Raw genomic sequence first — 21,983 nt, forward strand, 5'->3', positions numbered from 1 at the left:
CTCGAAGGTCGCGATGTTGGCATCGAACAGCGAGTCGTCGGACTTGCGGCCGACCACGATGACGTTGCCCTTGTACAGCTTCAGGCGCACGACGCCGTTCACGTGCTCCTGGGAGGCATCGATCATCTGCTGGAGCATTTCGCGCTCCGGGCTCCACCAGTAGCCGGTGTAGATCAGCTTGGCGTAGCGCGGCATCAGCTCGTCTTTGAGGTGAGCGACTTCGCGGTCCAGGGTGATCGACTCGATGGCGCGGTGCGCCTTGAGCATGATGGTGCCGCCGGGGGTCTCGTAGCAGCCACGGGACTTCATGCCGACGTAGCGGTTCTCGACGATGTCCAGACGGCCGATGCCGTTGGCGCCGCCGATGCGGTTCAGCTCGGTCAGTACCTGGGCCGGAGTCATGTCCTTGCCGTCGATGGCAACGATGTCGCCCTTGCGGTAGGTCAGCTCGATGTAGGTGGCAGCGTCAGGGGCCTTCTCCGGGGAGACGGTCCACTTCCACATGTCCTCTTCGTGCTCGGTCCAGGTGTCTTCCAGCACGCCGCCTTCATAGGAGATGTGCAGCAGGTTGGCATCCATGGAGTACGGCGATTTCTTCTTGCCGTGGCGCTCGATCGGGATGTTGTGGGTTTCGGCGTAGTCCATCAGCTTCTCGCGGGACAGCAGGTCCCACTCGCGCCAGGGAGCGATCACCTTCACGCCCGGCTTCAGCGCGTAGGCGCCCAGCTCGAAACGCACCTGGTCGTTGCCCTTGCCGGTGGCGCCGTGGGAGATGGCGTCAGCGCCGGTGGCGTTGGCGATCTCGATCAGGCGCTTGGCGATCAGCGGGCGAGCGATGGAAGTACCCAGCAGGTACTCGCCTTCGTAGACGGTGTTGGCACGGAACATCGGGAAGACGAAGTCGCGGACGAACTCTTCTCGCAGGTCCTCGATGAAGACTTCTTTCACGCCCATCTGCTTGGCCTTGGCGCGGGCCGGTTCGACCTCCTCGCCCTGACCCAGGTCGGCGGTGAAGGTCACCACTTCACAGTTATAGGTATCCTGCAGCCACTTCAGAATCACGGAGGTATCCAGGCCACCGGAATACGCCAGGACTACCTTCTTCACGTCCGCCATGCCACTCAACTCCACGGGGGTTGTCACGAAAGGGGTCGATTCTACTGTCCGCCCGCAATAATTTACAGAGGGGCGACAGCTTTTGACGACAAAGCGACAAATACTATCGTCGGTGCGACGCCCCGCCGCAGGTTATCCCTTGGGTGTCGCGGCTGGCGTGGCGGGAGGGTTGGCAGCGTTGGCAGCAGGCGCTGCCGGCGCACTCTGCGCGGGCACGCTGGCAGGGCTGGGAGCCGGTGYGGCGGGGGGTGGCGGGGCTTCGACGGGAGCCTGTTCGACGACCGCCTCGCGGGACAGGTTCACCGTCACCCGGCGATTCTTCGCGCGGTTGGCGGCGGAGTTGTTCTTCACCAGCGGGTAGCGCTCGCCATAGAAGCGCACGGTGATCTGCGATTCGGCCACGCCGTTGGCCTTCAGGTATTCCATCACGGCGATGGCGCGGCGGCGCGAAGCCTCGCGGTTGGCCAGGCGATTGCCGCTGTTGTCGGAGTGGCCGTCCAGCTCGATGCGGTTCACCGTCGGGTCGGCCTTCATGTATTGCAGGATGATGTCCAGCTTGGCGCGGCCCAAGGGATCGACCTCGGTGCCGCCATCGGGGAAGCCGACCTGGCTCTGGCGCACCTGATCGAAGTTCACCGGCAGCATCTTCGTCGAACAGTCCTGGAACTTCGTGTATCCGTCGGCGAAACGCGTGGGCATCAGCCGCACCAGCAGGTTCTCGCCGGTACGTGTGCGGTGGCGCACTTCCGGCGCACGGCCTTCCAGCAGGCCGCCAAGCAGGCGCCCGGCCTGCTGCTGGGTGCTGTTGAACGGAACATCGCCCGAACCGACCTGCACCGACCCCAGGTTCAGGTCGCCCTGCCCCGGCCGCCACGGCGGTGCGGCCGCCAGCAGGGTCGCCGAGCCGCTACCCAGCCAGCCGGTCTGCGGCTTGAGGCGGAAGGTCGGCTGCTCGCCGGCACGCCAGACGAATTCGCCCAGGCCGAAACCGGCCACGCTCTGCGACAGCCGGCACTCGAACTGGTCGCCCGCCACCGTCCATTGCGCACTTTCCATGCGCGTCTGGAAGGTCAGCCCCCAGGCCGGAAGGCTGGCGCAGAGAGCGAGCAGGAGAAGAGAGGGCTGGCGCACGATGGCTTCCACACAGATAAAAAGGCGTCCCAGATTCTATCGGTCGGCCTCGGCAAAACTTGATAGCGAGTGCCGGCGACGGGCTTTTCCGGTAGCATTTCACCCTCTTCCCGCTGCAACCGCCTCCCTGGAATCCGCATGTCCGACCGCCTGACACTTCTGCGCCCCGACGACTGGCACATCCACCTGCGCGACGGCGCCGCTCTCGCGCAAACCGTCGGCGACGCCGCCCGCACCTTCGGCCGCGCCATCATCATGCCGAACCTGGTCCCGCCGGTACGCAACGCCGCCGAAGCCGATGCCTATCGCCAGCGCATCCTCGCCGCCCGCCCGGCCGGCAGCCGCTTCGAGCCGCTGATGGTGCTCTACCTCACCGACCGCACCAGCGCCGAGGAAGTCCGTGCGGCCAAGGCCTCCGGCTTCGTGCACGCCGCCAAGCTGTACCCGGCCGGCGCCACCACCAACTCCGATTCCGGCGTGACCAGCATCGACAACATCTTCCATGTGCTCGAAGCCATGGCCGAAGTCGGCCTGCCGCTGCTGGTGCATGGCGAGGTGACCCGCGCCGAGGTCGACGTGTTCGACCGCGAGAAGCGCTTCATCGACGAGCACCTGACCCGCGTGGTCGAGCGTTTCCCGACCCTCAAGGTGGTCTTCGAGCACATCACCACCGGCGATGCCGCCGCCTTCGTCAAGGCCGCTCCGGCCAACGTCGGCGCCACCATCACCGCGCACCACCTGCTGTACAACCGCAACCACATGCTGGTTGGCGGCATCCGCCCGCACTTCTATTGCCTGCCGATCCTCAAGCGCAACACCCACCAGGAAGCCCTGCTGGATGCGGCGGTTAGCGGCAGCCCGAAGTTCTTCCTCGGCACCGACTCGGCGCCCCACGCGCGCCACGCCAAGGAAGCCGCCTGCGGTTGCGCCGGCTGCTACACCGCCTACGCCGCCATCGAGCTGTATGCCGAAGCCTTCGAACAGCGCAAGGCGCTGGACAAACTGGAAGGCTTCGCCAGCCTCCACGGCCCGGATTTCTACGGCCTGCCGCGCAACAGCGACCGCATCACCCTGGTCCGCGAAGAATGGGAAGCCCCGGCCTCGCTGCCGTTCGGCGACTTCGACGTGGTCCCGCTGCGCGCCGGTGAAAAACTGCGCTGGCGCCTGCTGGAGACCGAGGCATGAGTGACGAGAACGAAATCTTCGAAGAAGAACTCGACGGTTCCTTCCCGCCCGGCCCGCGCCACCCGATGGCGCGCCGCTTCCGTGGCTACCTGCCGGTCGTGGTGGACGTCGAGACCGGCGGCTTCAACGCCGGTACCGACGCCCTGCTGGAAATCGCCGCCGTCACCATCGGCATGGACGAGAGCGGCTACCTGTTCCCCGAGCACACCTACTTCTTCCGTGTGGAGCCCTTCGAAGGCGCCAACATCGAGCAGGCGGCGCTGGAGTTCACCGGCATCAAGCTGGACCACCCGCTGCGCATGGCCGTGCCGGAAGAGCAGGCGCTGACCGAAATCTTCCGTGGCATCCGCAAATCGCTGAAGTCCAACGGCTGCAAGCGGGCGATCCTGGTCGGCCACAACAGCAGCTTCGACCTGGGCTTCCTCAATGCAGCGGTGAACCGCAGCGGCGTGAAGCGCAACCCGTTCCACCCGTTCTCCAGCTTCGACACCGCCACCCTCGCCGGCCTCGCCTACGGCCAGACCGTCCTGGCCAAGGCCTGCCAGACCGCCGGTATCGAGTTCGACAACCGCGAAGCCCACTCGGCGCGCTACGACACCGAGAAGACTGCCGAGCTGTTCTGCGGCATCGTCAACCGCTGGAAGGAATTCGGCGGCTGGATGGAAGACGATCACTGATCGCACCCTCCTGAATGAAAAAGCCCCGCAGTCGCGGGGCTTTTTCTTTGGCTATTCGTAGGAGCGGACTCCGTCCGCGATAGGTTCGCATCGCGCCGGATATCATCGCGGACAGAGTCCGCTCCTACGTGAAGTTCTGCGCAGCCCCCCTCTCCTCCGCCCTCTCCCTGAAGGGAGAGGGTTAGGGAGAGGGAAAATCCAAAGCACGAACTATCAGAAGAAGACAGTTGCTCCTACGCCAATCAGGCGGTCCAGCACCTATAAAAAGCCCCGCCGAAGCGGGGCTTTTTCATGCACCAGCAGCCTTACAGCTTGCCGGCATTCTCGGCCAGGTAAGCGGCGACGCCTTCGGGCGAGGCGGTCATGCCCTTGTCGCCCTTCTTCCAGTTGGCCGGGCAGACTTCGCCGTGCTCTTCGGTGAACTGCAGGGCGTCGACCAGACGCAGCAGCTCGTCCATGTTCCGGCCCAGCGGCAGGTCGTTGATGATCTGCGAGCGCACCACGCCGTTCTGGTCGATCAGGAAGGCGCCACGGAAGGCCACGCCGCCTTCGGACTCGACGTCGTAGGCCTTGGCGATCTCGTGGGTAATGTCGGCGGCCAGGGTGTACTTGACCGGGCCGATGCCGCCCTTGTCCACCGGGGTGTTGCGCCAGGCGTTGTGGGTGAAGTGGGAGTCGATGGAGACGCCGATCACCTCCACGTTGCGCGCCTGGAAGTCGGGGATGCGGTGGTCCAGGGCGATCAGCTCGGACGGGCAGACGAAGGTGAAGTCCAGCGGGTAGAAGAACACCAGGCCGTACTTGCCCTTGATGGCTTCGGACAGCACGAAGCTGTCGACGATCTCGCCCGTGCCCAGCACGGCGGCCACGTTGAAATCGGGGGCTTTCTTACCGACGAGTACGCTCATTCCTTGTCTCCGGAAATGGTGAAGCGCTGCGGAGCGAGAAATCCGCTGCACGCTCGAAACCGCCGAGCTTTAGGGGCTCCCGCTCCAGTGGGGCAGCCATCATACACCGCGCAAGCAACGCCTACATCCACGCGGCTTCGCGGCTAACTCCTTGAACCGGTTAACCATTTATCGGGAGCACTGGATGAGACCCTGGTAACTTTTGACAATCATTCTCATTATTATTAGTATCGTTTCCAACAACCCCACAGCGACTGTAGTGCAACCATGTACGTCTGCCTCTGCAACGGTGTTACCGATACCCAGATCCGCGATGCGATCTACGACGGCGCCTGCAACTACCGCGAAGTGCGCGAATGCACCGGCGTCGGTACCCAGTGCGGCAAGTGCGCCTGCCTCGCCAAACAGGTAGTTCGCGATACCCTCGGCGAGCTGCAAAGTGCCCAGTCGATGAACTACAACCTGGCCTACGCGGCGGGCTGAGAAAAAATACCGCTGATCAGTTCAGCAGGAATTCCGAAGAAACCGGGCCTTGGCCCGGTTTTTTTATGCCCAGAATTCAGTGGTTTAGCGCCAAGTTGCGGAATGAAAACATTCGCATTCATATTCCTTTTTATAACAAATTCAAGGACTTATGTTTGACAGATGGTTATAAGGGCGCGAGAATTTCATCTCTCCCACTCCACACGGCAGGACCCCGGCATGAAAGGCGACAAGAAAGTCATCCAGCATCTGAACAAGATCCTCGGCAACGAGCTGATCGCCATCAACCAGTACTTCCTGCACTCGCGCATGTGGAACGACTGGGGCCTGAAGCGCCTTGGCGCACACGAGTACCACGAGTCCATCGATGAGATGAAGCACGCCGACAAGCTCATCGAACGCATCCTGTTCCTCGAAGGCCTGCCCAACCTGCAGGACCTGGGCAAGCTGCTGATCGGCGAGAACACCCAGGAAATGTTGCAGTGCGACCTGAACCTGGAGCTCAAGGCCACCAAGGACCTGCGCGACGCCATCGTGCATTGCGAAAGCGTGCATGACTATGTGAGCCGCGACCTGCTCAAGGACATCCTCGAGTCCGAGGAAGAGCACATCGACTACCTGGAAACCCAGCTGGGCCTGATCCAGAAAGTCGGTCTGGAAAACTACCTGCAGTCGCACATGCACGAAGACGACTGATAGCCAGTCGACTGACAGAAAAAAGGCACCGGCGCGGTTGTGGACGCCGGTGCCCTTCCCTTCTAGGCGTTCGCCTTCGGCGGACGGCGCACCAGTGACGCCTTCAGCACCAGCCCGGCGCACAGTCCCACCACCACCAGCAACGACAGGCGCAAGCCCACGTGCTCGGCGAGGAAGCCGATCAACGGCGGGCCCATCAGCAAACCGCCATAGCCGAACGACGCCACCGCCGCCACGCCGCGCGAAGGCTCGACGCCCGGCCGGTTGCCCGCCGCGCCGATCAGGATCGGCACCACCACCGACAGTCCCGCGCCCACCAGGGCGAAACCGGCAATCGCGCCGTAGACCCAGGGGCTGAACAGCGCCAGGAACATGCCCGCAATCGCCAGCAGCGCGAGGTTGCGCACCAGCGCCTCGTCGGCGAAGCGCACGCGCAGGCGATCACCGAACAGCCGGCCCAGCACCATGGTCGCGGAGAATGCCGCGAAGCCCAGCGCAGCCAGGCGTTCGGACGCGCCCAATACCTGGTGCAACAGCAAGGCGCCCCAGTCGGCGACCGCCCCTTCGGAAACGAACGCACAGAGGGTCAGCAGACCCAGGCCGATCAGCGCCGGTGGCGGCAGGCGCCAGCCACGTTGGGCTGGCGCCTCCTCCTCCATCGGTTCCGGACGGCCTTCGAACAGGTTCCGCGCGAACAACGGCAGGATCGCCACGGCGATCAGCGCCAGCAGGCTGAAGTGCCAGATCGGCGCGAGGTCAGCAAAGGCCGCCGCGCCGACCGCCCCGACCAGTCCGCCCAGGCTGTACATGCCATGCAGGCTGGAAATGCACGGGCGGCCGAGGCGCCGCTCGACTTCCACCGCCTGGGTGTTCATCGCCACGTCCATGGTCGCGAAGGTCAGGCCGACGGCAAGGAAGCCCGCCGCCAGGACCCAGACGTCCTGGGCCAGCCCGAGCAGCGGAAAGGTCGCCATCAGCGCCAGCCCGGAAATCACGGTGATCGCCCGGCTACCGTAGCGGCGCACCAGCGCACCGGCAAAAGCGAATGCCAGCAGCGCACCGAAGCCCGCGCCCAGCAGGGCCTGGCCCAGTTGCTGTTCGTCGACCCCGGTCATGCTCTTGAGGGCCGGCACCCGCCCCATCACGCTGCCGTGGACCATCCCGCCCATGGCGAAGCAGTATCCGCACGCCCAGCGCGCAGCGTTGGCCCGCGTCTGTTCAGTCATTGTTTATTTCTTCCCAAAAACAAAGCCCCGCCAAGGCGGGGCTTTGTGCGACAGCACGAAAGACTCAGGCGTTGGCCTTGCTCACGGCGTCCTTGATCAGCGGTTGCAGTTCACCCTTTTCGAACATCTCGGCCAGGATGTCGCTGCCGCCGACCAGCTCGCCACCGACCCACAGTTGCGGGAAGGTCGGCCAGTTGGCGTACTTGGGCAGGTTGGCACGGATTTCCGGGTTCTGCAGGATGTCGACATAGGCGAACTTCTCGCCGCAAGCCATCAGCACCTGCGCGGCGCGGGACGAGAAACCGCACTGGGGAGCGTTCGGCGAACCCTTCATGTACAGCAGGACAGGGTTGCTGGAGATCTGCTCTTTGATGGTATCGATGATATCCATGAACTTCCTCGGCTTAACTTTCAGATACTGACCCGGCAGTCCCCACGGTGGGCTTTGGCCGGCACGGTACCGCGCATTGTACTGCAAAGCCGAGTGCAACGCTCGGCTTTGCAGGTGACGCGCGTCAGCTTGTCAGGCTGCTTCGACCTCCACCGGCACGCCGTTGAGAGCGGTGTTGCCGGAGAGCGCATCGAGGTGGCGCTCGTCGGTCAGGTCGTTGGCGCTGGCACCACCCTGCTCGCGGGCGATCGCCAGCTGCACACCCGGCCGCCCGTGGCCCCAGCCGTGGGGCAGGCTGACCACACCGGCCATGACTTCGTCGCTGGCAGCCACCTCGATCTCGATACTGCCGACCCGCGAGCGCACCCGTACCTTCTGCCCGTCCACCAGCCCGCGCGAGGCCAGGTCCTGCGGGTGCATCAGCAGTTGATGGCGCGGCTTGCCCTTCACCAGGCGATGATAATTGTGCATCCACGAGTTGTTACTGCGCACGTGGCGGCGGCCGATCAGCAGCAGCTGGTCGATGGCATGGGACTGGCTGTCGGCGAAGCGGCGCAAGTCATTGAGGAAGATTTCCGGTGCGGCCTCGATGCTGCGGCTGGCGGTCTTAAGGCGCGGCGCCAGGTTGGGCTGCAGCGGTCCCAGGTCCAGCCCGTGGGGATGTTCGCGCAGCCGCGCCAGGTTGAGCTTGTGCTCGCTGGCGTCGCCGTAGGGGCCGAAGCGCAGGCCCATCTCGATCATCTGCTCCGGCGCCATGGTCGGCTTCAGCTCGGTACCCTGGCGCGCGGCGTAGGCCTTGGCCAGGCCGACGAAGATTTCCCAGTCGTGCAGCATGCCTTCAGGCTTGGGCAGGATCGCCTCGTTGAAGCGGGTGACGTTGCGCACCGCGAAGACGTTGAAGGTGGTGTCGTAGTGATCGTGCTCCAGCGGCGCGGTGGGCGGCAGGATCAGGTCGGCGTAGCGGGTGGTTTCGTTGATGTACAGATCGACGCTGAGCATGAACTCCAGGCCGTCCAGGGCCTGCTCCAGACGGCGGCCATTGGGCGTGGACAGCACCGGGTTACCGGCGACCGTCACCAGCGCGCGCACCTGCCCTTCCCCTTCGGTGAGCATTTCCTCGGCCAGCGCCGCCACCGGCAGCTCGCCGCCGTACTCCGGCAGGCCGGACACGCGGCTCTGCCAACGATTGAACGCGCCACCCGCGGTGGTCGCCACCAGGTCCACCGCCGGCGTGGTGCACAGGGTGCCGCCGACGCGGTCGAGGTTGCCGGTGACCAGGTTGATCAGTTGCACCAGCCACTGGCAGAGGCTGCCGAAGACTTGCGTGGAAACGCCCATGCGTCCGTAGCAGACCGCCTTGTCGGCGGCGGCGAAAGCCCGCGCCAGCTGGCGGATGTCATCGGCCGGCACACCGCAGCGCGCAGCCATGGCCTCGACCTTGAACGGCGCCAGCGCTTCGCGCACCGCTTCCAGGCCATTCACCGGCAGGGAGGATTCGCGGGTCAGCCCTTCGCTGAGCAGCGTATCGAGGATGCCCAGCAGCAACGCCGCGTCCTCGCCGGGGCGGACGAACAGGTGCTGGTCCGCCAGCGCCGCCGTCTCGGTGCGGCGCGGGTCGACCACCACCAGCTTGCCGCCGCGCGCCTTCAGCGCTTTCAGGCGCTTCTCGACGTCCGGCACGGTCATGATGCTGCCGTTGGAGGCCAGCGGGTTGCCGCCCAGGATCAGCATGAAGTCGGTGTGGTCGATGTCGGGGATCGGGATCAGCAGGCCGTGGCCGAACATCTGCTGGCTGACCAGGTGATGCGGCAGCTGGTCGACGGAAGTGGCCGAAAAACGGTTGCGAGTTTTCAGCTGACCGAGGAAGTAGTTGCTGTGGGTCATCAGCCCGTAGTTGTGCACGCTGGGGTTGCCCTGGTACACGGCCACGGCATCATTGCCATGGCGTTCGCGGATGTCCGCCAGGCGCGTGGCGACCAGCTCGAAGGCCTCGTCCCAGCCGATCGGCTGCCACTCGTTGCCGACGCGGAGCACCGGTTGCCGCAGGCGGTCCGGGTCGTTCTGGATGTCCTGCAGCGCTACCGCCTTGGGGCAGATGTGGCCGCGGCTGAAGCTGTCCTGGGCGTCGCCCTTGATCGAGAGGATGCGTTCATCCTCGGTCTCGATGGTCAGGCCGCAGATGGCCTCGCACAGGTGGCACGCACGGTGGTGGAGGGTCTTGCTCATGGCTCGCCTCGTTATTGTTGTCGCCGGCGCCTCATGGGGCCGGTCGCGGGGTCGAAKGCACTATGAATCCTGGCCTGGCGGAGCACCACCAGCTTCCGTCGGGTGAATCGCGGGGCATCAGGAACGACCATGTTGAAGCCCCGCCCGACGGGGGCTCCGGGCGAAACTTGCGTATTTCCGTCATTTCCTTATAGGATCGCGCCTTCCCCCATTTCCCGCTCCATGCGGTCCCGCCGCAGGTTCAGCCCGTTTTTTCTCACGAAAGCCGGTCGGTACCTCGGCCTGATTCTGAGAATAAGTAGTAGGTACGAACCATGAGCGCACGTCACTTCCTCTCGATGCTGGATTACACGACCGAAGAACTGCTCGGTCTGATCCGCCGCGCCACCGAGCTGAAGGACCTGCGAAACCGAGGCGTGCTCTACGAACCGCTGAAGAACCGCGTGCTGGGCATGATCTTCGAGAAGGCCTCGACCCGTACGCGGATTTCCTTCGAAGCCGGCATGATCCAGCTCGGCGGCCAGGCCATCTTCCTCTCCCCGCGCGACACCCAGCTGGGTCGCGGCGAGCCGATTGCCGATGCTGCGCGGGTGATGTCGCGGATGGTCGATGCGGTGATGATCCGCACCTTCGCCCACAGCAACCTGATCGAATTCTCCGAGAACTCTCGCGTGCCGGTGATCAACGGCCTGTCGGACGACCTGCACCCCTGCCAGTTGCTGGCCGACATGCAGACCTTCCATGAGCACCGCGGCAGCATCGCCGGCAAGACCGTGGCCTGGATCGGTGACGGCAACAACATGTGCAACAGCTACATCGAGGCGGCTATCCGCTTCGACTTCCAGCTGCACGTGGCCTGCCCGGAAGGCTACGAGCCGAACGCCGCGCTGATGCAGGAGGCCGGCGAGCGCGTGAAGATCTTCCGCGACCCGCGCGAAGCGGTAGCCGGCGCGCACCTGGTGAGCACCGACGTCTGGGCCTCCATGGGCCAGGAAGACGAAGCGGCCGCGCGCCTGCGCCTGTTCCAGCCATATCAGGTAACACGTGCGCTGCTCGATGGCGCGGCGGCGGATGTACTATTCATGCACTGCCTGCCGGCCCACCGTGGCGAAGAGATCAGCGAAGACCTGCTGGACGACGCGCGCTCCGTGGCCTGGGACCAGGCGGAAAACCGTCTCCACGCCCAGAAGGCGCTGCTCGAACTGTTGGTCGAGCACGCCCACTACGCCTGATCCCTGTCTAGAGTCCGATGACCCAACCGCTGCTGCTCACCCTCGACGATCTTTCCTGTGGCTATGAACAGCAGCGTGTGGTGCAAGGCGTCAGCCTGCACCTGAACGCCGGCGACATCGGCTGCCTGCTCGGCCCTTCGGGCTGCGGCAAGACCACCACCCTGCGCGCCATCGCCGGTTTCGAGCCGGTGCAGAGCGGCCGTATCGAACTGGCCGGCGAAGTGATTTCCCGCCCCGGCTTTACCCTGTCGCCGGAGAAGCGCCGGATCGGCATGGTGTTCCAGGACTACGCGCTGTTCCCGCACCTGTCGGTGGCGGACAACATCGCCTTCGGCATCCGCAAGCACCCCGAGCGCGAGCGCATCGTCGGCGAGTTGCTGGAGCTGGTGAAGCTCGACGGCCTTGGCCTGCGCTTCCCCCACGAACTTTCCGGCGGCCAGCAACAACGCGTGGCACTGGCCCGCGCGCTGGCACCGCAGCCGCAACTGCTGCTGCTCGACGAACCCTTCTCCAACCTCGACGTGGAACTGCGCCGCCAGCTCAGCCATGAGGTGCGCGACATCCTCAAGGCGCGCGGCACCAGCGCGATCCTGGTCACCCATGACCAGGAAGAGGCCTTCGCCGTCAGCGACCATGTCGGCGTGTTCCGCCAGGGCGTGCTGGAGCAGTGGGACACCCCGTTCAACCTCTACCACGAACCGCAGACGCCCTTCGTCGCCAGCTTTGTCGGCCAGGGCTACTTCATTCGTGGGCAGATGTGCGGCAGCGATGCAGTGCAGACCGAACTGGGCCTGCTGCGCGGCAACCGCGCCTACAGCCTGCCGGACGGCAGCGCGGTGGACGTGCTGCTGCGCCCGGACGACCTGGTGCCGGCCGCCGATAGCGTGTTGAAGGCGCGGATCATCGGTAAATCCTTCCTCGGCGCGGCGACGCTGTATCGCCTGCAACTCCCCACCGGTACCCAGCTGGAATCGCTGTTCCCCAGCCACTCCGACCACCAGCTGGGGGACGAAGTGGCCATCGGCGTGGCCGCCGAGCACCTGGTGTTGTTCCCGGCGCAGGGCAGCGTGGCGCTCTAGCCGAGCGCGCTGTCCAATTCGCGCAGTAACTCCGGCAGCAATTCGAACAAGTCGCCCTGCAGGCCGTAGTCGGCGATCTCGAAGATCGGCGCATCCGGGTCGAGGTTGATCGCGGCGATGACCTTGGCGTCCTTCATGCCCGCCACATGCTGCACAGCACCGGAGATTCCCACCGCCAGGTAAAGCTCCGGCGCGACGATGCGCCCGGACTGGCCGATCTGCAGCTCTGCCGGCGCGAAGCCCGCGTCCACCGCGGCCAGCGACGCGCCTACAGCACCGTGCAGACGATCCGCCAAGGGATAGAGCGCAGCGAAACCTTCCGCGGTCTGCAGGCCACGCCCGCCGGCGACAATCACCTTGGCCGACTCCAGCGCCGGACGTTCGAAGTCCGGGCGCTCCTCGCCCAGCCAGGACGTCAGCGCGAGATCGCCCGCCCCGTTGCGCCTTTCCAGCTCGGCGTTGCCGCCTTCAGCGGCAACCGGATCGAAAGCCGTTGGCCGAATCCCCAACACCTTCACCGGCCCTGCGCAGCGAACCGTGGCGATGGCGTTGCCGGCATAGATCGGGCGCTGGAAAGTTTCGCTGTCGATCACTGCGATGACATCGGATACCGCATCGACATCCAGCAGCGCAGCGATGCGCGGCAGGCAATCGCGGCCCATCGCGGTGGCGGGCGCAAGAATGTGGCTGTAGCCGGGAGCCAGTTGCACGACCAGTGCGGAAAGGTTTTCCGCCAGCAGGTGGTCGTAGACGGGATCGTCCACCAGCACGACGCGGGTGACGCACTCGATACTGCGAGCCTGCTCCGCAAGCTGGGCAAGGCCACTGCCCGCCAGCAGCAGATGCGTGTCGCCACCGATCTGCCGGGCGGCTGCCAGGGCGCTCAGGGTAGCCGGTGCGAGAACCGCGGAACCGGAGTGGGATTGGTAGTCAGCGATGACCAGGATTGCCATAGGAGTGCCTGCGAAGCTGCGAACCGCGCCCGAGCGGCGCGGTTTTCAGTGAAGGCCAGCCTACGCCGGGGAGCGCAATGTCCCCCGGTCACAGATCAAACAACCAGCAGACGGCCGCTGGCGACCAGATGGGCGTAACCGGCGATGCTCACGCGGTCGCCCTCCAGGCGGCACCACAGCTCGCCGCCGCGCTCGGAGCACTGGTAGGCGCGCAGCTGCAGCTTGTTCAGGCGGCCCGACCAGTAGGGGATCAGGTTGCAATGGGTCGCCCCGGTGACCGGGTCTTCATTGAGGCCGATGGCGGGGGCAAAGAAGCGCGAGACGAAATCATGCTGTTCGCCACGGGCGGTGACGATCACTCCCAGATAAGGCATGCGCGCCAGGGCGGCGAAATCCGGCTTGCACTCGCGTACCGCCTGCTCCGACTCCAGCAGCACCATCAGGTGCTTGGAGGTGGACAGGGCATCCACCACGGGCAGCCCCAACGCCTGCTCCAACTCCACGGTGGCGCCCAGCTCACTGGGCGGCTGCGCCGGGAAGTTCAGCGCCAGCCGGCCATCCTCGCGGGTCACCCGCAGCGGGCCGGACAGCGAATTGAGTTCCAGCACCTCGCCCGGCTCATCGAATACCTCGAACAGCACATGGGCGCTGGCCAGGGTGGCGTGACCGCACAGCGGCACCTCGGCGGCCGGGGTGAACCAGCGGATGCGCCAGCCCTCGGGCTCCTTCACCAGGAAGGCGGTCTCCGACAGGTTGTGCTCGGCAGCGATCTTCTGCATCAGCTCATCGCTCAACCACGCGTCGAGGCGGTAGACCATGGCCGGGTTGCCGGCGAAGGGACGGTCGGTGAAGGCGTCCACCTGGTGGAAGTCGAGCAGCATGGTGATCTCCTTGTAAGTGATGACCGAGCATGACAGAAGCCGGCGGGCGGCGAACCGTACAGTAGGGGCCACACAGTCCCCAACTTGCAGTAGTGCGCCATGCGTGCTATCGCGGGCACGGCGCGCTCCATACCTGAAATCTCGTGCCGGGGCCTGCCCTCTCCCCCGCCCTCTCCCTGAAGGGAGAGGGAGCTATCCGTGCCGGCTGATGCCGCAGTTTCAGCCGGCATCGATCCAGTCCCCTCTCCCTTCAGGGAGAGGGTTAGGGAGAGGGAGAACCCAGGCATGAACTTTCAGAGAAAACAGTTGCTCCTACCCAAAAGCTCAGGGCCGCCCGATGGGCGCAAACTTCGCCGAAGTCAGCCCGGCCAGGGTCTCGGCGCTCAGCTCCACTTCCAGCCCGCGCCGCCCGGCGCTGACGTGGATGGTCGGGAAACCCTGGGCGGATTCGTCGATGAAGGTGCGCAAGCGCTTCTTCTGCCCCAGCGGGCTGATCCCGCCCACCAGGTAACCGGTGGCGCGCTGCGCGGCGTTGGGGTCGGCCATGTCGGCCTTCTTCACGCCCGCCGCGTGGGCCAGCGCCTTGAGGTCGAGGGTGCCTACGACGGGCACCACCGCCACCAGCAGCTCGCCCTTCTCGCTCGCCGCCAGCAGCGTCTTGAACACCCGCGCCGGGTCGAGGTTGAGTTTCTCGGCGGCCTCCAGGCCATAGGACGGCGCCTTGGGGTCGTGCTCGTAGCTGAGCACGTGGTGTTCGGCTCGGTTCTTCTTCAGCAGGTCGATGGCGGGGGTCATGATCGGCGGGCGTCTCGCAGGCGGCTTTCCAGCGCATAACAGTAAGCCAAGGTGTGGCGCACTGCACGGTGTTCGCTTCACCGACGCGGACGAATCCCGTATGTTCACCGCCAATCCCTACCCGGCACTGCCGCCGGGGTTGCCGAACGGAATCCGTACAAGGCCGCTGCCATGACGAACCTTACGAACAAGAAATACGTCGTCGCCCTCGACCAGGGCACCACCAGCTCGCGCGCCATCATCTTCGACCACGACGCCAACGTGGTCAGCACCGCCCAGCGCGAGTTCGCGCAGATCTACCCGCAGCCGGGCTGGGTCGAGCACGATCCGATGGAAATCTGGGCAACCCAGAGTTCGACCCTGGTGGAAGCCCTCGCCCAGGCCAACATCAGCGTCGCCGAAGTAGCCGCCATCGGCATCACCAACCAGCGCGAAACCACCCTGGTATGGGACAAGACCACTGGCCGGCCGATCCACAACGCCATCGTCTGGCAGTGCCGGCGCAGCGCGGCGATCTGCGAGCAGCTCAAGCGCGACGGTCTGGAGCAGCACATCCGCGACACCACCGGGCTGGTCATCGACCCCTACTTCTCCGGCACCAAGCTCAAGTGGATCCTCGACAACGTCGAAGGCGCCCGCGAACGTGCCCGGCGCGGCGAGCTGCTGTTCGGCACAGTCGACAGCTGGCTGATCTGGAGGCTCACCGAGGGCGAGGTGCACGTCACCGACTACACCAACGCCTCGCGCACCCTGATGTTCGATATCCACAAGCGCGACTGGGACGAACGCCTGCTCGCCGCGCTGGACGTACCGCGCGCCATGCTGCCGCAGGTGCGCGCGTCCTCCGAGGTGTACGGCCACGCCAAGGTCGGCGGCCTCGGTGTGCACCGCACGCCGATTGCCGGGATCGCCGGCGACCAGCAGGCCGCGCTGTTCGGGCAGATGTGCGTGGAGCCGGGCCAGGCGAAGAACACCTACGGCACCGGCTGCTTCCTGTTGATGAACACCGGGGCCAAGGCGGTGAAGTCCACACACGGCCTGCTCACCACCATCGCCTGCGGGCCAGGCGGCGAAGTGGCCTATGCGCTGGAAGGCGCAGTGTTCAACGGCGGCTCCACCGTGCAGTGGCTGCGCGACGAGCTGAAGGTGATCAACGACGCCCACGACTCCGAGTACTTCGCCACCAAGGTGAAGGACAGCAACGGCGTCTACCTGGTGCCCGCCTTCACCGGCCTCGGCGCGCCCTACTGGGACCCTTACGCCCGTGGCGCGCTGTTCGGCCTGACCCGCGGAGTGAAGGCCGACCACCTGATCCGCGCCACCCTGGAGTCCATCGCCTACCAGACCCGCGACGTGCTCGACGCCATGCAGCAGGACGCCGGCGAACCGCTGCGCGCCCTGCGCGTGGACGGCGGCGCGGTGGCCAACAACTTCCTCATGCAGTTCCAGGCCGACATCCTCGGCACCCCGGTGGAGCGCCCGCAGATGCGCGAGACCACCGCCCTCGGCGCCGCCGTGCTGGCGGGACTGGCCTGCGGTTTCTGGGGCAGCCTGGGCGAGCTGAAGAACAAGGCGGTGATCGAGCGGGTGTTCCAGCCGGCCTGCGACGAGGCGGAGCGCACGCGCTTGTATGCCGGGTGGAAGAAGGCCGTGGAGCGCACGCGCGGCTGGGCGGCCGAGGACTGACGGCCTTCATGTAGGAGCGAGCTTGCTCGCGAACCTCGCTTGGCACCCAGGCATCAAGCGGTTCGCGAGCAAGCTCGCTCCTACAAGTCCATGACAGACCCGGCCGCGCTGCGGCATCCTTGCCCTCCCAGCCCGTCCGCACGAGCACAGCGCATGAACCTGCCACCCCGACAGCAAAGCATCCTCGACCTGGTCCGCGAACGCGGCTACCTGAGCATCGAGGAACTTGCTCAGCAGTTCGCCGTGACCCCGCAGACCATTCGCCGCGACATCAACCAGCTGGCCGAGCAGAACCTGCTGCGCCGCTACCACGGCGGCGCGGCCTGGGATTCCAGCGTCGAGAACACTGCCTACAACACCCGCGCCGACCAGATGCGCGATGAAAAGCAGCGCATCGCCGATGCCATCGCCGCGCAGATCCCTGACAACGCCTCGCTGTTCATCAACATCGGCACCACCACCGAAGCCATCGCCCGCGCCCTGCTCGGCCACCAGAACCTCAAGATCATCACCAACAACCTGCACGTCGCCAGCATCCTCGCCGGCAAGGAAGACTTCGAAGTGCTGATCGCCGGCGGCACCGTGCGCGGCGACGGCGGCGTGGTCGGCCAGGCGGCGGTGGACTTCATCGAGCAGTTCCGCGTCGACTTCGCCGTGGTCGGCATCAGCGGCATCGACGAGGACGGCAGCCTGCTGGACTTCGACTACCAGGAAGTGCGCGTCTCCCGCGCCATCATCGACAATGCCCGGCAGGTGTTCCTCGCCGCCGACTCCAGCAAGTTCGGGCGCAACGCCGTGGTACGCCTGGGGCCGATCTCCCTGGTCAGCCGGGTGTTCACCGACAACCCGCCGCCGGCACCGGTGGCGCGCCTGATGCAGCAGCACAAGGTGCAGCTCGAACTGGTCTGAGCCCCGCTCAATCCCATTCACTTTCGAATATTCAGACGAATGCCTGCGCGAATTCGCGCCGAAGGCTGGTCATATTTCATTCACTGAACTAGGATATTTTCGAAAACGAACATCAAAAGATTCACTTTCAAAACCCAGGCGGCCCCATGAATCCCACCAGCAAGCGCAATGCGCCCCTTGCCGAAGTCTATGACCTCGCCGTTGTCGGCGGCGGCATCAATGGCGCGGGGATCGCGGCGGACGCCGCCGGGCGCGGGCTGTCGGTGTTCCTTTGCGAACAGCACGACCTCGCCAGCCATACCTCTTCCGCCAGCAGCAAGCTGATCCACGGCGGCCTGCGCTACCTGGAACACCACGAATTCCGCCTGGTCCGCGAAGCCCTCGCCGAGCGCGAAGTGCTGCTGGCCAAGGCCCCGCATATCGTCCACCCGCTGCGCTTCGTGCTGCCGCACCGCCCGCACCTGCGCCCGGCCTGGATGATCCGTGCCGGCCTGTTCCTCTACGACCACCTGGGCAAGCGCGAAAAGCTGCCGGCCTCCCGTGGCGTGCGCTTCGGCCTCGACAGCCCGCTGAAGGCCGAGATCACCCGCGGTTTCGAATACTCCGACTGCTCGGTGGACGACGCCCGCCTGGTGGTGCTCAACGCCATGGCCGCCCGCGAGAATGGCGCGCATATTCACCCGCGCACCCGTTGCGTCAGCGCCCGGCGCAGCAAAGGCCTGTGGCACCTGCATCTGGAGCGCGCAGACGGCAGCCTGTATTCGGTACGTGCCCGCGCGCTGGTCAATGCCGCCGGCCCCTGGGTCGATCGTTTCCTGCGCGAGGAGCTGCGGCAGAAGCCGCCCTACGGCATCCGCCTGATCCAGGGCAGCCATCTGATCGTGCCGCGCCTGTACGAGGGCGAGCATGCGTACATCCTGCAGAACGAGGATCGACGTATCGTCTTCGCCATCCCCTACCTGCGCCAGTTCACCCTGATCGGCACCACCGACCGCGAATACCAGGGCGACCCGGCGAAGATCAGCATCAGCGAAGCCGAGACCGACTACCTGCTCAATGTGGTCAACGCTCACTTCAAGCGCCAGCTGGGCCGCCAGGACATCCTGCGCAGTTTCTCCGGCGTGCGCCCGCTGTGTGACGACGAGTCGGACGATCCTTCAGCGGTCACCCGCGACTACACCCTGGCGCTGGACAACACCCCCGGCGAAGCGCCACTGCTCTCGGTGTTCGGCGGCAAGCTGACCACCTACCGCAAGCTCGCCGAAGCCGCGCTCGAACAGTTGGCCGGGCACTTCTCCGCCGTCATCAGACCCGCCTGGACCGCCGACGCGCCGTTGCCCGGCGGCGAAGCCATGACCAGCGTCGAAGACCTCGCCATCCAGCTGATGGAGCGCCTGCGCCAGCTCGACCCGGCCCTCGCCCGGCGCTGGGCCAGCACCTACGGCAGCCGCATCTGGAAGCTGCTGGACGGCGCGCACAACCTAAGCGAACTCGGCGAACACCTGGGCGCCGGGCTCTACGCGCGGGAAGTGGAATACCTAGTCCGCGAGGAATGGGCGCGCGACGCCGAAGACATCCTCTGGCGCCGCACCAAGCTCGGCCTGTTCCTCAATGCCCGGCAGCAGGAGCGCCTGGTGCAGTTGCTCAGCAGCGAAAGCCCACAGCAGGCGGCAGCGCAACTCGCCTGAAGGTCGACTTGGAGGCAGCTATCAGTCTCGCGGATAATCCTCGACGCCACCGCCCCGGTGGCGTCGCCGCATAGAGAACACAGTGGACCTGATCCTCAAGGCAGCCCTCGGCGCCGGCGTGGTGCTGATCCTCGCCGCGCTGTCGAAGACGCGCAATTACTACATCGCGGGCCTGGTGCCGCTGTTCCCCACCTTCGCCCTGATCGCCCACTACATCGTCGGCAAGGGCCGTTCGCTGGACGACCTGAAGACCACCATCCTGTTCGGCATGTGGTCGATCATCCCCTATTTCGTCTACCTGGCCGCGCTCTACCTGCTGGTCGACCGCATGCGCCTGGAGCTGTCACTGGCGATGGCTGCCATGGCCTGGCTGGTGGCTGCGTCGCTGCTGGTGTTCTGCTGGGTGCGCCTGCACTGAATCAGCGTGCACGGGCCATAGGCGTAGTGCTGCTGAAGCCCGTTTTCGTTGGCCTGGGCGATGAGGCTGCCCTGGTGGTCCGCGTAGAACCAGTTCTTCACACCCGTTCCGCTGATCGTCAGCAGAGGCTCATCAATGCCAGGGCCATGGATGTAGCGCTTGCTCAACTGGCCATTGGCATCATATTCCGCGACCAGTCGTTCACCGTCGTACAGCAATTCATTGGTGTGCCATTGACGGTTGTACGCGCCAAGCGCTCCATGGGGTCGTAGAGGAAGCTGGCCGAAGCTCCGGGCAACACGACGTCGGCCAATCGATTGAAGCTGTCGAAGTTCCAGGTGTAGGTCGCCACACCATCGGTGATCTGGTTGTCGTTCAACCCATGCTTGTACGACATCCTGTGGACCAAAGCGTACAGGCTCAGTCTATTGCTGATGTAACTGAGAGTGGACCTTGGCGTAGTCCCACTGGGAGCCGAAAACCACAACCACGAGGTAACCATCCGACCAAGTCACGCGAGGCCGGTTGCGCGGCGCGGCGTAGAGAAAGTAGACGGATTATTTTACTCCCGTCAAAACTTCCCCGCCACGCGACGGGAAGGTGACTTTAGAGAGCTTGACAGAGCGCCATAAACCCTCCTCAAGCAAAACAATCACGAGCTGAATTTAATAAAACAACTATATCTGCTCATAAAATTCCGACAGCACTTCGGCCTCCGCGATAGCGCTCAGCCCGGAGGTAACTATAAGCGCGCTATCTGCTAAAGAAAGCCTATAGTCCATATCTTCAGATAGTGCGAAAAATTTTGCCAACCTCCAACCCTTTTCGGCCGAGTCAGCAGCAATGAATTTTACAAAAACACTAAATAAACCCTCAGGACCTTTACTTCTTCTATGGCAAGCCAAACCAGCTGCAGCGTTACTTGGATGATCTTTAATCAACCAACCAATGCTAACCAAAACACCGTGCCGACTTGAACCAGAGCCTCTCACCTTAAGACACTTTCATCATGAATAACAACACCTTAACGCCCTGATATCTGCTGAAGAAATTATAAAGCAGGCCTGAAACTCCTGGCCAATTTAGACTATTCCTTACGCATTGAGTTGAAAATTTATCCGGGCGGCGTGCTTACAATACCGCAGCAAGCACACGCCCAGTTAAAACTCAATTAAGAGCCGACACTAACCCTCCCCGCCACACAACAGGGAGGCCGACCTCCAGTTTACACAAAGACATATCAATCGGCCTTAAAATATAAAGCCATCAAATCAATCGAATAATCCACATCAAGACCTGACCTTTCTAAAACCTGTAGATACCACGAAAGACTCTCATTAAGAAACTCTGGATCAGAGCTTTTGATCGACAAAAAGCAGAGCGCTATCCTTGCCATCAGAGCGTCATGACCTTGCAAATTCCTCAACCCATCTTCATCATTTATCTTCACCCACCAAAAATCAGCCGCAGAGTTTAACTGCTCCTTTGTGATATCTCCGCGAATATACTCCTTAGCAAGTTGAATCGGATCAAATTCACTATCGCCAAAATCTATGCCAAGCATATCCACTGAAACAATTAAAACCTCAAGATACCTTGAAAGCGCCGCGGGAGAAGAGCCCGGCCATTTGATAGAACCAATTTTGAAAGCCATTTCATCCTAAGGAAACATTTGATCTTGAGGATTAGTCGTCGGGCACGACTGTATTTAACTGGCTATTAGCGATTGCGGCTGAATCATTCTGAGGCCCCCAGAGAGAAAAGTCGAAAGACACGAAACCAATACGAAATCAAATAACTCAGAAACAACAAAAAGAAACCCCTCGCACAAAAGAGGTGTGCCTTTCATCTAATCGCCGACCCTCGACTAAATTACCGAAGAGAAGCCAAAGTTCATATCCCCCTCCATCGTCAAGGATACACACCAACCGCTACTTCTTCCTAAAAAATAATGATGCTGCGGCACATCAACTATAAGATGAACAGCCTGCCAGAATACACTTAACCGCCCCGTGATCGAAAATGTCGTTGCACTATCCCCCACATAGGTGACAATTTCATCTTCTGGCATCCACTTGGTAACCTCGCAAAAAAAATCAACGCTTTCGGCCACGGCCATCTCTCCAGAAACCTTGCTCTGGACTACATCATTTGCCATAGCCCATTTAATTTTCGAACCGACAAATGGAAACATCTCCCCAATCTCTCTAAATACTTCATCAGCCCTCCCCCCCTCAGCAAGGAGACCCCCAGCATAGTATGCCGCAAGCGCACTCCTAAGGTCGTCATCGTAGGTGGTCATA

General features: G+C 63.8%; 22 protein-coding genes. 10 read left to right on the forward strand and 12 right to left on the reverse strand.

Annotated features, from left to right (window positions below; translation table 11 throughout):
* Together QO207_RS27910 and QO207_RS27915 are read right to left on the reverse strand one after the other, a co-directional pair.
* Positions 1 to 1,116: argininosuccinate synthase (locus QO207_RS27910; RefSeq protein ID WP_301535528.1), on the reverse strand; the 1,116-nt coding region annotated here is incomplete at its 3' end.
* Between the two features lie 132 nt (positions 1,117 to 1,248).
* Positions 1,249 to 2,247: an OmpA family protein gene (locus QO207_RS27915; RefSeq protein WP_301535502.1), complete on the reverse strand. Its 999-nt coding sequence runs from the start codon at positions 2,245 to 2,247 to the stop codon at positions 1,249 to 1,251.
* A gap of 138 nt (positions 2,248 to 2,385) precedes the next feature.
* Between QO207_RS27915 and pyrC the strand changes: the two genes are divergently transcribed.
* Together pyrC and rnt are read left to right on the forward strand one after the other, a co-directional pair.
* A complete protein-coding gene (pyrC, locus tag QO207_RS27920) occupies positions 2,386 to 3,432 on the forward strand; it encodes a dihydroorotase (RefSeq protein WP_301535503.1) in 1,047 nt (348 codons plus the stop codon).
* A complete protein-coding gene (gene rnt, locus QO207_RS27925) occupies positions 3,429 to 4,109 on the forward strand; it encodes a ribonuclease T (RefSeq protein WP_037011317.1) in 681 nt (226 codons plus the stop codon). Before pyrC ends, rnt begins: the two co-directional genes overlap by 4 nt.
* A gap of 305 nt (positions 4,110 to 4,414) precedes the next feature.
* Here the strand turns inward: rnt and QO207_RS27930 are convergent, their stop codons facing one another.
* Positions 4,415 to 5,017, reverse strand: a complete 603-nt coding sequence (locus tag QO207_RS27930; RefSeq protein ID WP_301535504.1) for a peroxiredoxin — start codon at positions 5,015 to 5,017, stop codon at positions 4,415 to 4,417.
* A 267-nt stretch (positions 5,018 to 5,284) separates the two neighbouring features.
* Here QO207_RS27930 and QO207_RS27935 point away from each other — a divergent pair, with 267 nt between their 5' ends.
* Positions 5,285 to 5,500 (forward strand): bacterioferritin-associated ferredoxin, encoded by a 216-nt coding sequence (locus QO207_RS27935; RefSeq protein WP_045209834.1) that lies wholly within the window; start codon positions 5,285 to 5,287, stop codon positions 5,498 to 5,500.
* Between the two features lie 219 nt (positions 5,501 to 5,719).
* Positions 5,720 to 6,196, forward strand: a complete 477-nt coding sequence (gene bfrB, locus QO207_RS27940) for a bacterioferritin BfrB (RefSeq protein ID WP_024765400.1) — start codon at positions 5,720 to 5,722, stop codon at positions 6,194 to 6,196.
* Positions 6,197 to 6,258: 62 nt separating this feature from the next.
* Here the strand turns inward: bfrB and QO207_RS27945 are convergent, their stop codons facing one another.
* The 3 genes from QO207_RS27945 to QO207_RS27955 all read right to left on the reverse strand — a co-directional run bounded on the left by QO207_RS27945 (position 6,259) and on the right by QO207_RS27955 (position 10,039).
* Positions 6,259 to 7,422, reverse strand: a complete 1,164-nt coding sequence (locus tag QO207_RS27945; protein ID WP_301535505.1) for an MFS transporter — start codon at positions 7,420 to 7,422, stop codon at positions 6,259 to 6,261.
* Positions 7,423 to 7,486: 64 nt separating this feature from the next.
* Complete coding sequence (gene grxD / locus QO207_RS27950) at positions 7,487 to 7,813, reverse strand: Grx4 family monothiol glutaredoxin (RefSeq protein WP_017521010.1); 327 nt, start codon at positions 7,811 to 7,813, stop codon at positions 7,487 to 7,489.
* A gap of 132 nt (positions 7,814 to 7,945) precedes the next feature.
* Complete coding sequence (locus tag QO207_RS27955; protein ID WP_301535506.1) at positions 7,946 to 10,039, reverse strand: molybdopterin oxidoreductase family protein; 2,094 nt, start codon at positions 10,037 to 10,039, stop codon at positions 7,946 to 7,948.
* A 314-nt stretch (positions 10,040 to 10,353) separates the two neighbouring features.
* Between QO207_RS27955 and argF the strand changes: the two genes are divergently transcribed.
* Together argF and QO207_RS27965 are read left to right on the forward strand one after the other, a co-directional pair.
* Complete coding sequence (gene argF, locus QO207_RS27960) at positions 10,354 to 11,271, forward strand: ornithine carbamoyltransferase (RefSeq protein WP_301535507.1); 918 nt, start codon at positions 10,354 to 10,356, stop codon at positions 11,269 to 11,271.
* Between the two features lie 17 nt (positions 11,272 to 11,288).
* Complete coding sequence (locus QO207_RS27965) at positions 11,289 to 12,350, forward strand: ABC transporter ATP-binding protein (protein WP_301535508.1); 1,062 nt, start codon at positions 11,289 to 11,291, stop codon at positions 12,348 to 12,350.
* Here QO207_RS27965 and QO207_RS27970 read toward each other — a convergent pair.
* From QO207_RS27970 to ybaK, 3 genes are all read right to left on the reverse strand, one after another.
* Positions 12,347 to 13,303 carry an FAD-binding protein gene (locus tag QO207_RS27970; RefSeq protein WP_301535509.1) on the reverse strand — a complete coding sequence of 319 codons (957 nt, stop codon included), beginning with the start codon at positions 13,301 to 13,303 and terminating at the stop codon, positions 12,347 to 12,349. The two genes, QO207_RS27965 and QO207_RS27970, sit on opposite strands and share 4 nt — an antisense overlap.
* Positions 13,304 to 13,398: 95 nt before the next feature.
* Entirely contained in the window at positions 13,399 to 14,184 is a 786-nt protein-coding gene (locus QO207_RS27975) for a PhzF family phenazine biosynthesis protein (RefSeq protein WP_301535510.1), read from the reverse strand.
* Between the two features lie 324 nt (positions 14,185 to 14,508).
* Positions 14,509 to 14,979, reverse strand: a complete 471-nt coding sequence (ybaK, locus tag QO207_RS27980; RefSeq protein WP_138212510.1) for a Cys-tRNA(Pro) deacylase — start codon at positions 14,977 to 14,979, stop codon at positions 14,509 to 14,511.
* A gap of 171 nt (positions 14,980 to 15,150) precedes the next feature.
* Here ybaK and glpK point away from each other — a divergent pair, with 171 nt between their 5' ends.
* The 4 genes from glpK (at position 15,151) to QO207_RS28000 (ending at position 19,680) form a co-directional block, all read left to right on the forward strand.
* Positions 15,151 to 16,665, forward strand: a complete 1,515-nt coding sequence (glpK, locus tag QO207_RS27985; RefSeq protein ID WP_301535511.1) for a glycerol kinase GlpK — start codon at positions 15,151 to 15,153, stop codon at positions 16,663 to 16,665.
* Between the two features lie 153 nt (positions 16,666 to 16,818).
* Positions 16,819 to 17,574, forward strand: a complete 756-nt coding sequence (locus QO207_RS27990) for a DeoR/GlpR family transcriptional regulator (RefSeq protein WP_301535512.1) — start codon at positions 16,819 to 16,821, stop codon at positions 17,572 to 17,574.
* Between the two features lie 146 nt (positions 17,575 to 17,720).
* Positions 17,721 to 19,262 (forward strand): glycerol-3-phosphate dehydrogenase, encoded by a 1,542-nt coding sequence (gene glpD / locus QO207_RS27995; RefSeq protein WP_301535513.1) that lies wholly within the window; start codon positions 17,721 to 17,723, stop codon positions 19,260 to 19,262.
* Positions 19,263 to 19,353: 91 nt separating this feature from the next.
* The gene (locus QO207_RS28000; RefSeq protein WP_301535529.1) at positions 19,354 to 19,680 is read left to right on the forward strand and encodes a GlpM family protein; all 327 of its coding nucleotides are present in this window, start codon (positions 19,354 to 19,356) and stop codon (positions 19,678 to 19,680) included.
* A 163-nt stretch (positions 19,681 to 19,843) separates the two neighbouring features.
* Here the strand turns inward: QO207_RS28000 and QO207_RS28005 are convergent, their stop codons facing one another.
* From QO207_RS28005 to QO207_RS28015, 3 genes are all read right to left on the reverse strand, one after another.
* Complete coding sequence (locus tag QO207_RS28005; protein WP_301535514.1) at positions 19,844 to 20,077, reverse strand: hypothetical protein; 234 nt, start codon at positions 20,075 to 20,077, stop codon at positions 19,844 to 19,846.
* 843 nt (positions 20,078 to 20,920) lie between these two features.
* Positions 20,921 to 21,334: a hypothetical protein gene (locus QO207_RS28010; protein WP_301535515.1), complete on the reverse strand. Its 414-nt coding sequence runs from the start codon at positions 21,332 to 21,334 to the stop codon at positions 20,921 to 20,923.
* Between the two features lie 213 nt (positions 21,335 to 21,547).
* The gene (locus QO207_RS28015) at positions 21,548 to 21,982 is read right to left on the reverse strand and encodes a hypothetical protein (protein WP_301535516.1); all 435 of its coding nucleotides are present in this window, start codon (positions 21,980 to 21,982) and stop codon (positions 21,548 to 21,550) included.
* Position 21,983: the final 1 nt, after the last annotated feature.

This window comes from Pseudomonas sp. CAN1 (assembly GCF_030462585.1).
Classification (GTDB): domain Bacteria; phylum Pseudomonadota; class Gammaproteobacteria; order Pseudomonadales; family Pseudomonadaceae; genus Pseudomonas.

What these genes read in the sequence shown, in the direction of transcription:
- rnt (WP_037011317.1), top strand. Translation starts at nt 3,429, where the DNA reads ATGAGTGACGAGAACGAAATCTTCGAAGAAGAACTCGACGGTTCCTTC.
- glpK (WP_301535511.1), top strand. Translation starts at nt 15,151, where the DNA reads ATGACGAACCTTACGAACAAGAAATACGTCGTCGCCCTCGACCAGGGC.
- QO207_RS27930 (WP_301535504.1), bottom strand. Translation starts at nt 5,017, where the DNA reads ATGAGCGTACTCGTCGGTAAGAAAGCCCCCGATTTCAACGTGGCCGCC.
- QO207_RS27990 (WP_301535512.1), top strand. Translation starts at nt 16,819, where the DNA reads ATGAACCTGCCACCCCGACAGCAAAGCATCCTCGACCTGGTCCGCGAA.
- QO207_RS28010 (WP_301535515.1), bottom strand. Translation starts at nt 21,334, where the DNA reads ATGGCTTTCAAAATTGGTTCTATCAAATGGCCGGGCTCTTCTCCCGCG.
- QO207_RS27945 (WP_301535505.1), bottom strand. Translation starts at nt 7,422, where the DNA reads ATGACTGAACAGACGCGGGCCAACGCTGCGCGCTGGGCGTGCGGATAC.
- QO207_RS27935 (WP_045209834.1), top strand. Translation starts at nt 5,285, where the DNA reads ATGTACGTCTGCCTCTGCAACGGTGTTACCGATACCCAGATCCGCGAT.
- QO207_RS28015 (WP_301535516.1), bottom strand. Translation starts at nt 21,982, where the DNA reads ATGACCACCTACGATGACGACCTTAGGAGTGCGCTTGCGGCATACTAT.
- pyrC (WP_301535503.1), top strand. Translation starts at nt 2,386, where the DNA reads ATGTCCGACCGCCTGACACTTCTGCGCCCCGACGACTGGCACATCCAC.
- ybaK (WP_138212510.1), bottom strand. Translation starts at nt 14,979, where the DNA reads ATGACCCCCGCCATCGACCTGCTGAAGAAGAACCGAGCCGAACACCAC.
- QO207_RS28005 (WP_301535514.1), bottom strand. Translation starts at nt 20,077, where the DNA reads ATGTCGTACAAGCATGGGTTGAACGACAACCAGATCACCGATGGTGTG.
- argF (WP_301535507.1), top strand. Translation starts at nt 10,354, where the DNA reads ATGAGCGCACGTCACTTCCTCTCGATGCTGGATTACACGACCGAAGAA.
- QO207_RS27975 (WP_301535510.1), bottom strand. Translation starts at nt 14,184, where the DNA reads ATGCTGCTCGACTTCCACCAGGTGGACGCCTTCACCGACCGTCCCTTC.
- grxD (WP_017521010.1), bottom strand. Translation starts at nt 7,813, where the DNA reads ATGGATATCATCGATACCATCAAAGAGCAGATCTCCAGCAACCCTGTC.
- glpD (WP_301535513.1), top strand. Translation starts at nt 17,721, where the DNA reads ATGAATCCCACCAGCAAGCGCAATGCGCCCCTTGCCGAAGTCTATGAC.
- QO207_RS27965 (WP_301535508.1), top strand. Translation starts at nt 11,289, where the DNA reads ATGACCCAACCGCTGCTGCTCACCCTCGACGATCTTTCCTGTGGCTAT.
- bfrB (WP_024765400.1), top strand. Translation starts at nt 5,720, where the DNA reads ATGAAAGGCGACAAGAAAGTCATCCAGCATCTGAACAAGATCCTCGGC.
- QO207_RS27970 (WP_301535509.1), bottom strand. Translation starts at nt 13,303, where the DNA reads ATGGCAATCCTGGTCATCGCTGACTACCAATCCCACTCCGGTTCCGCG.
- QO207_RS27955 (WP_301535506.1), bottom strand. Translation starts at nt 10,039, where the DNA reads ATGAGCAAGACCCTCCACCACCGTGCGTGCCACCTGTGCGAGGCCATC.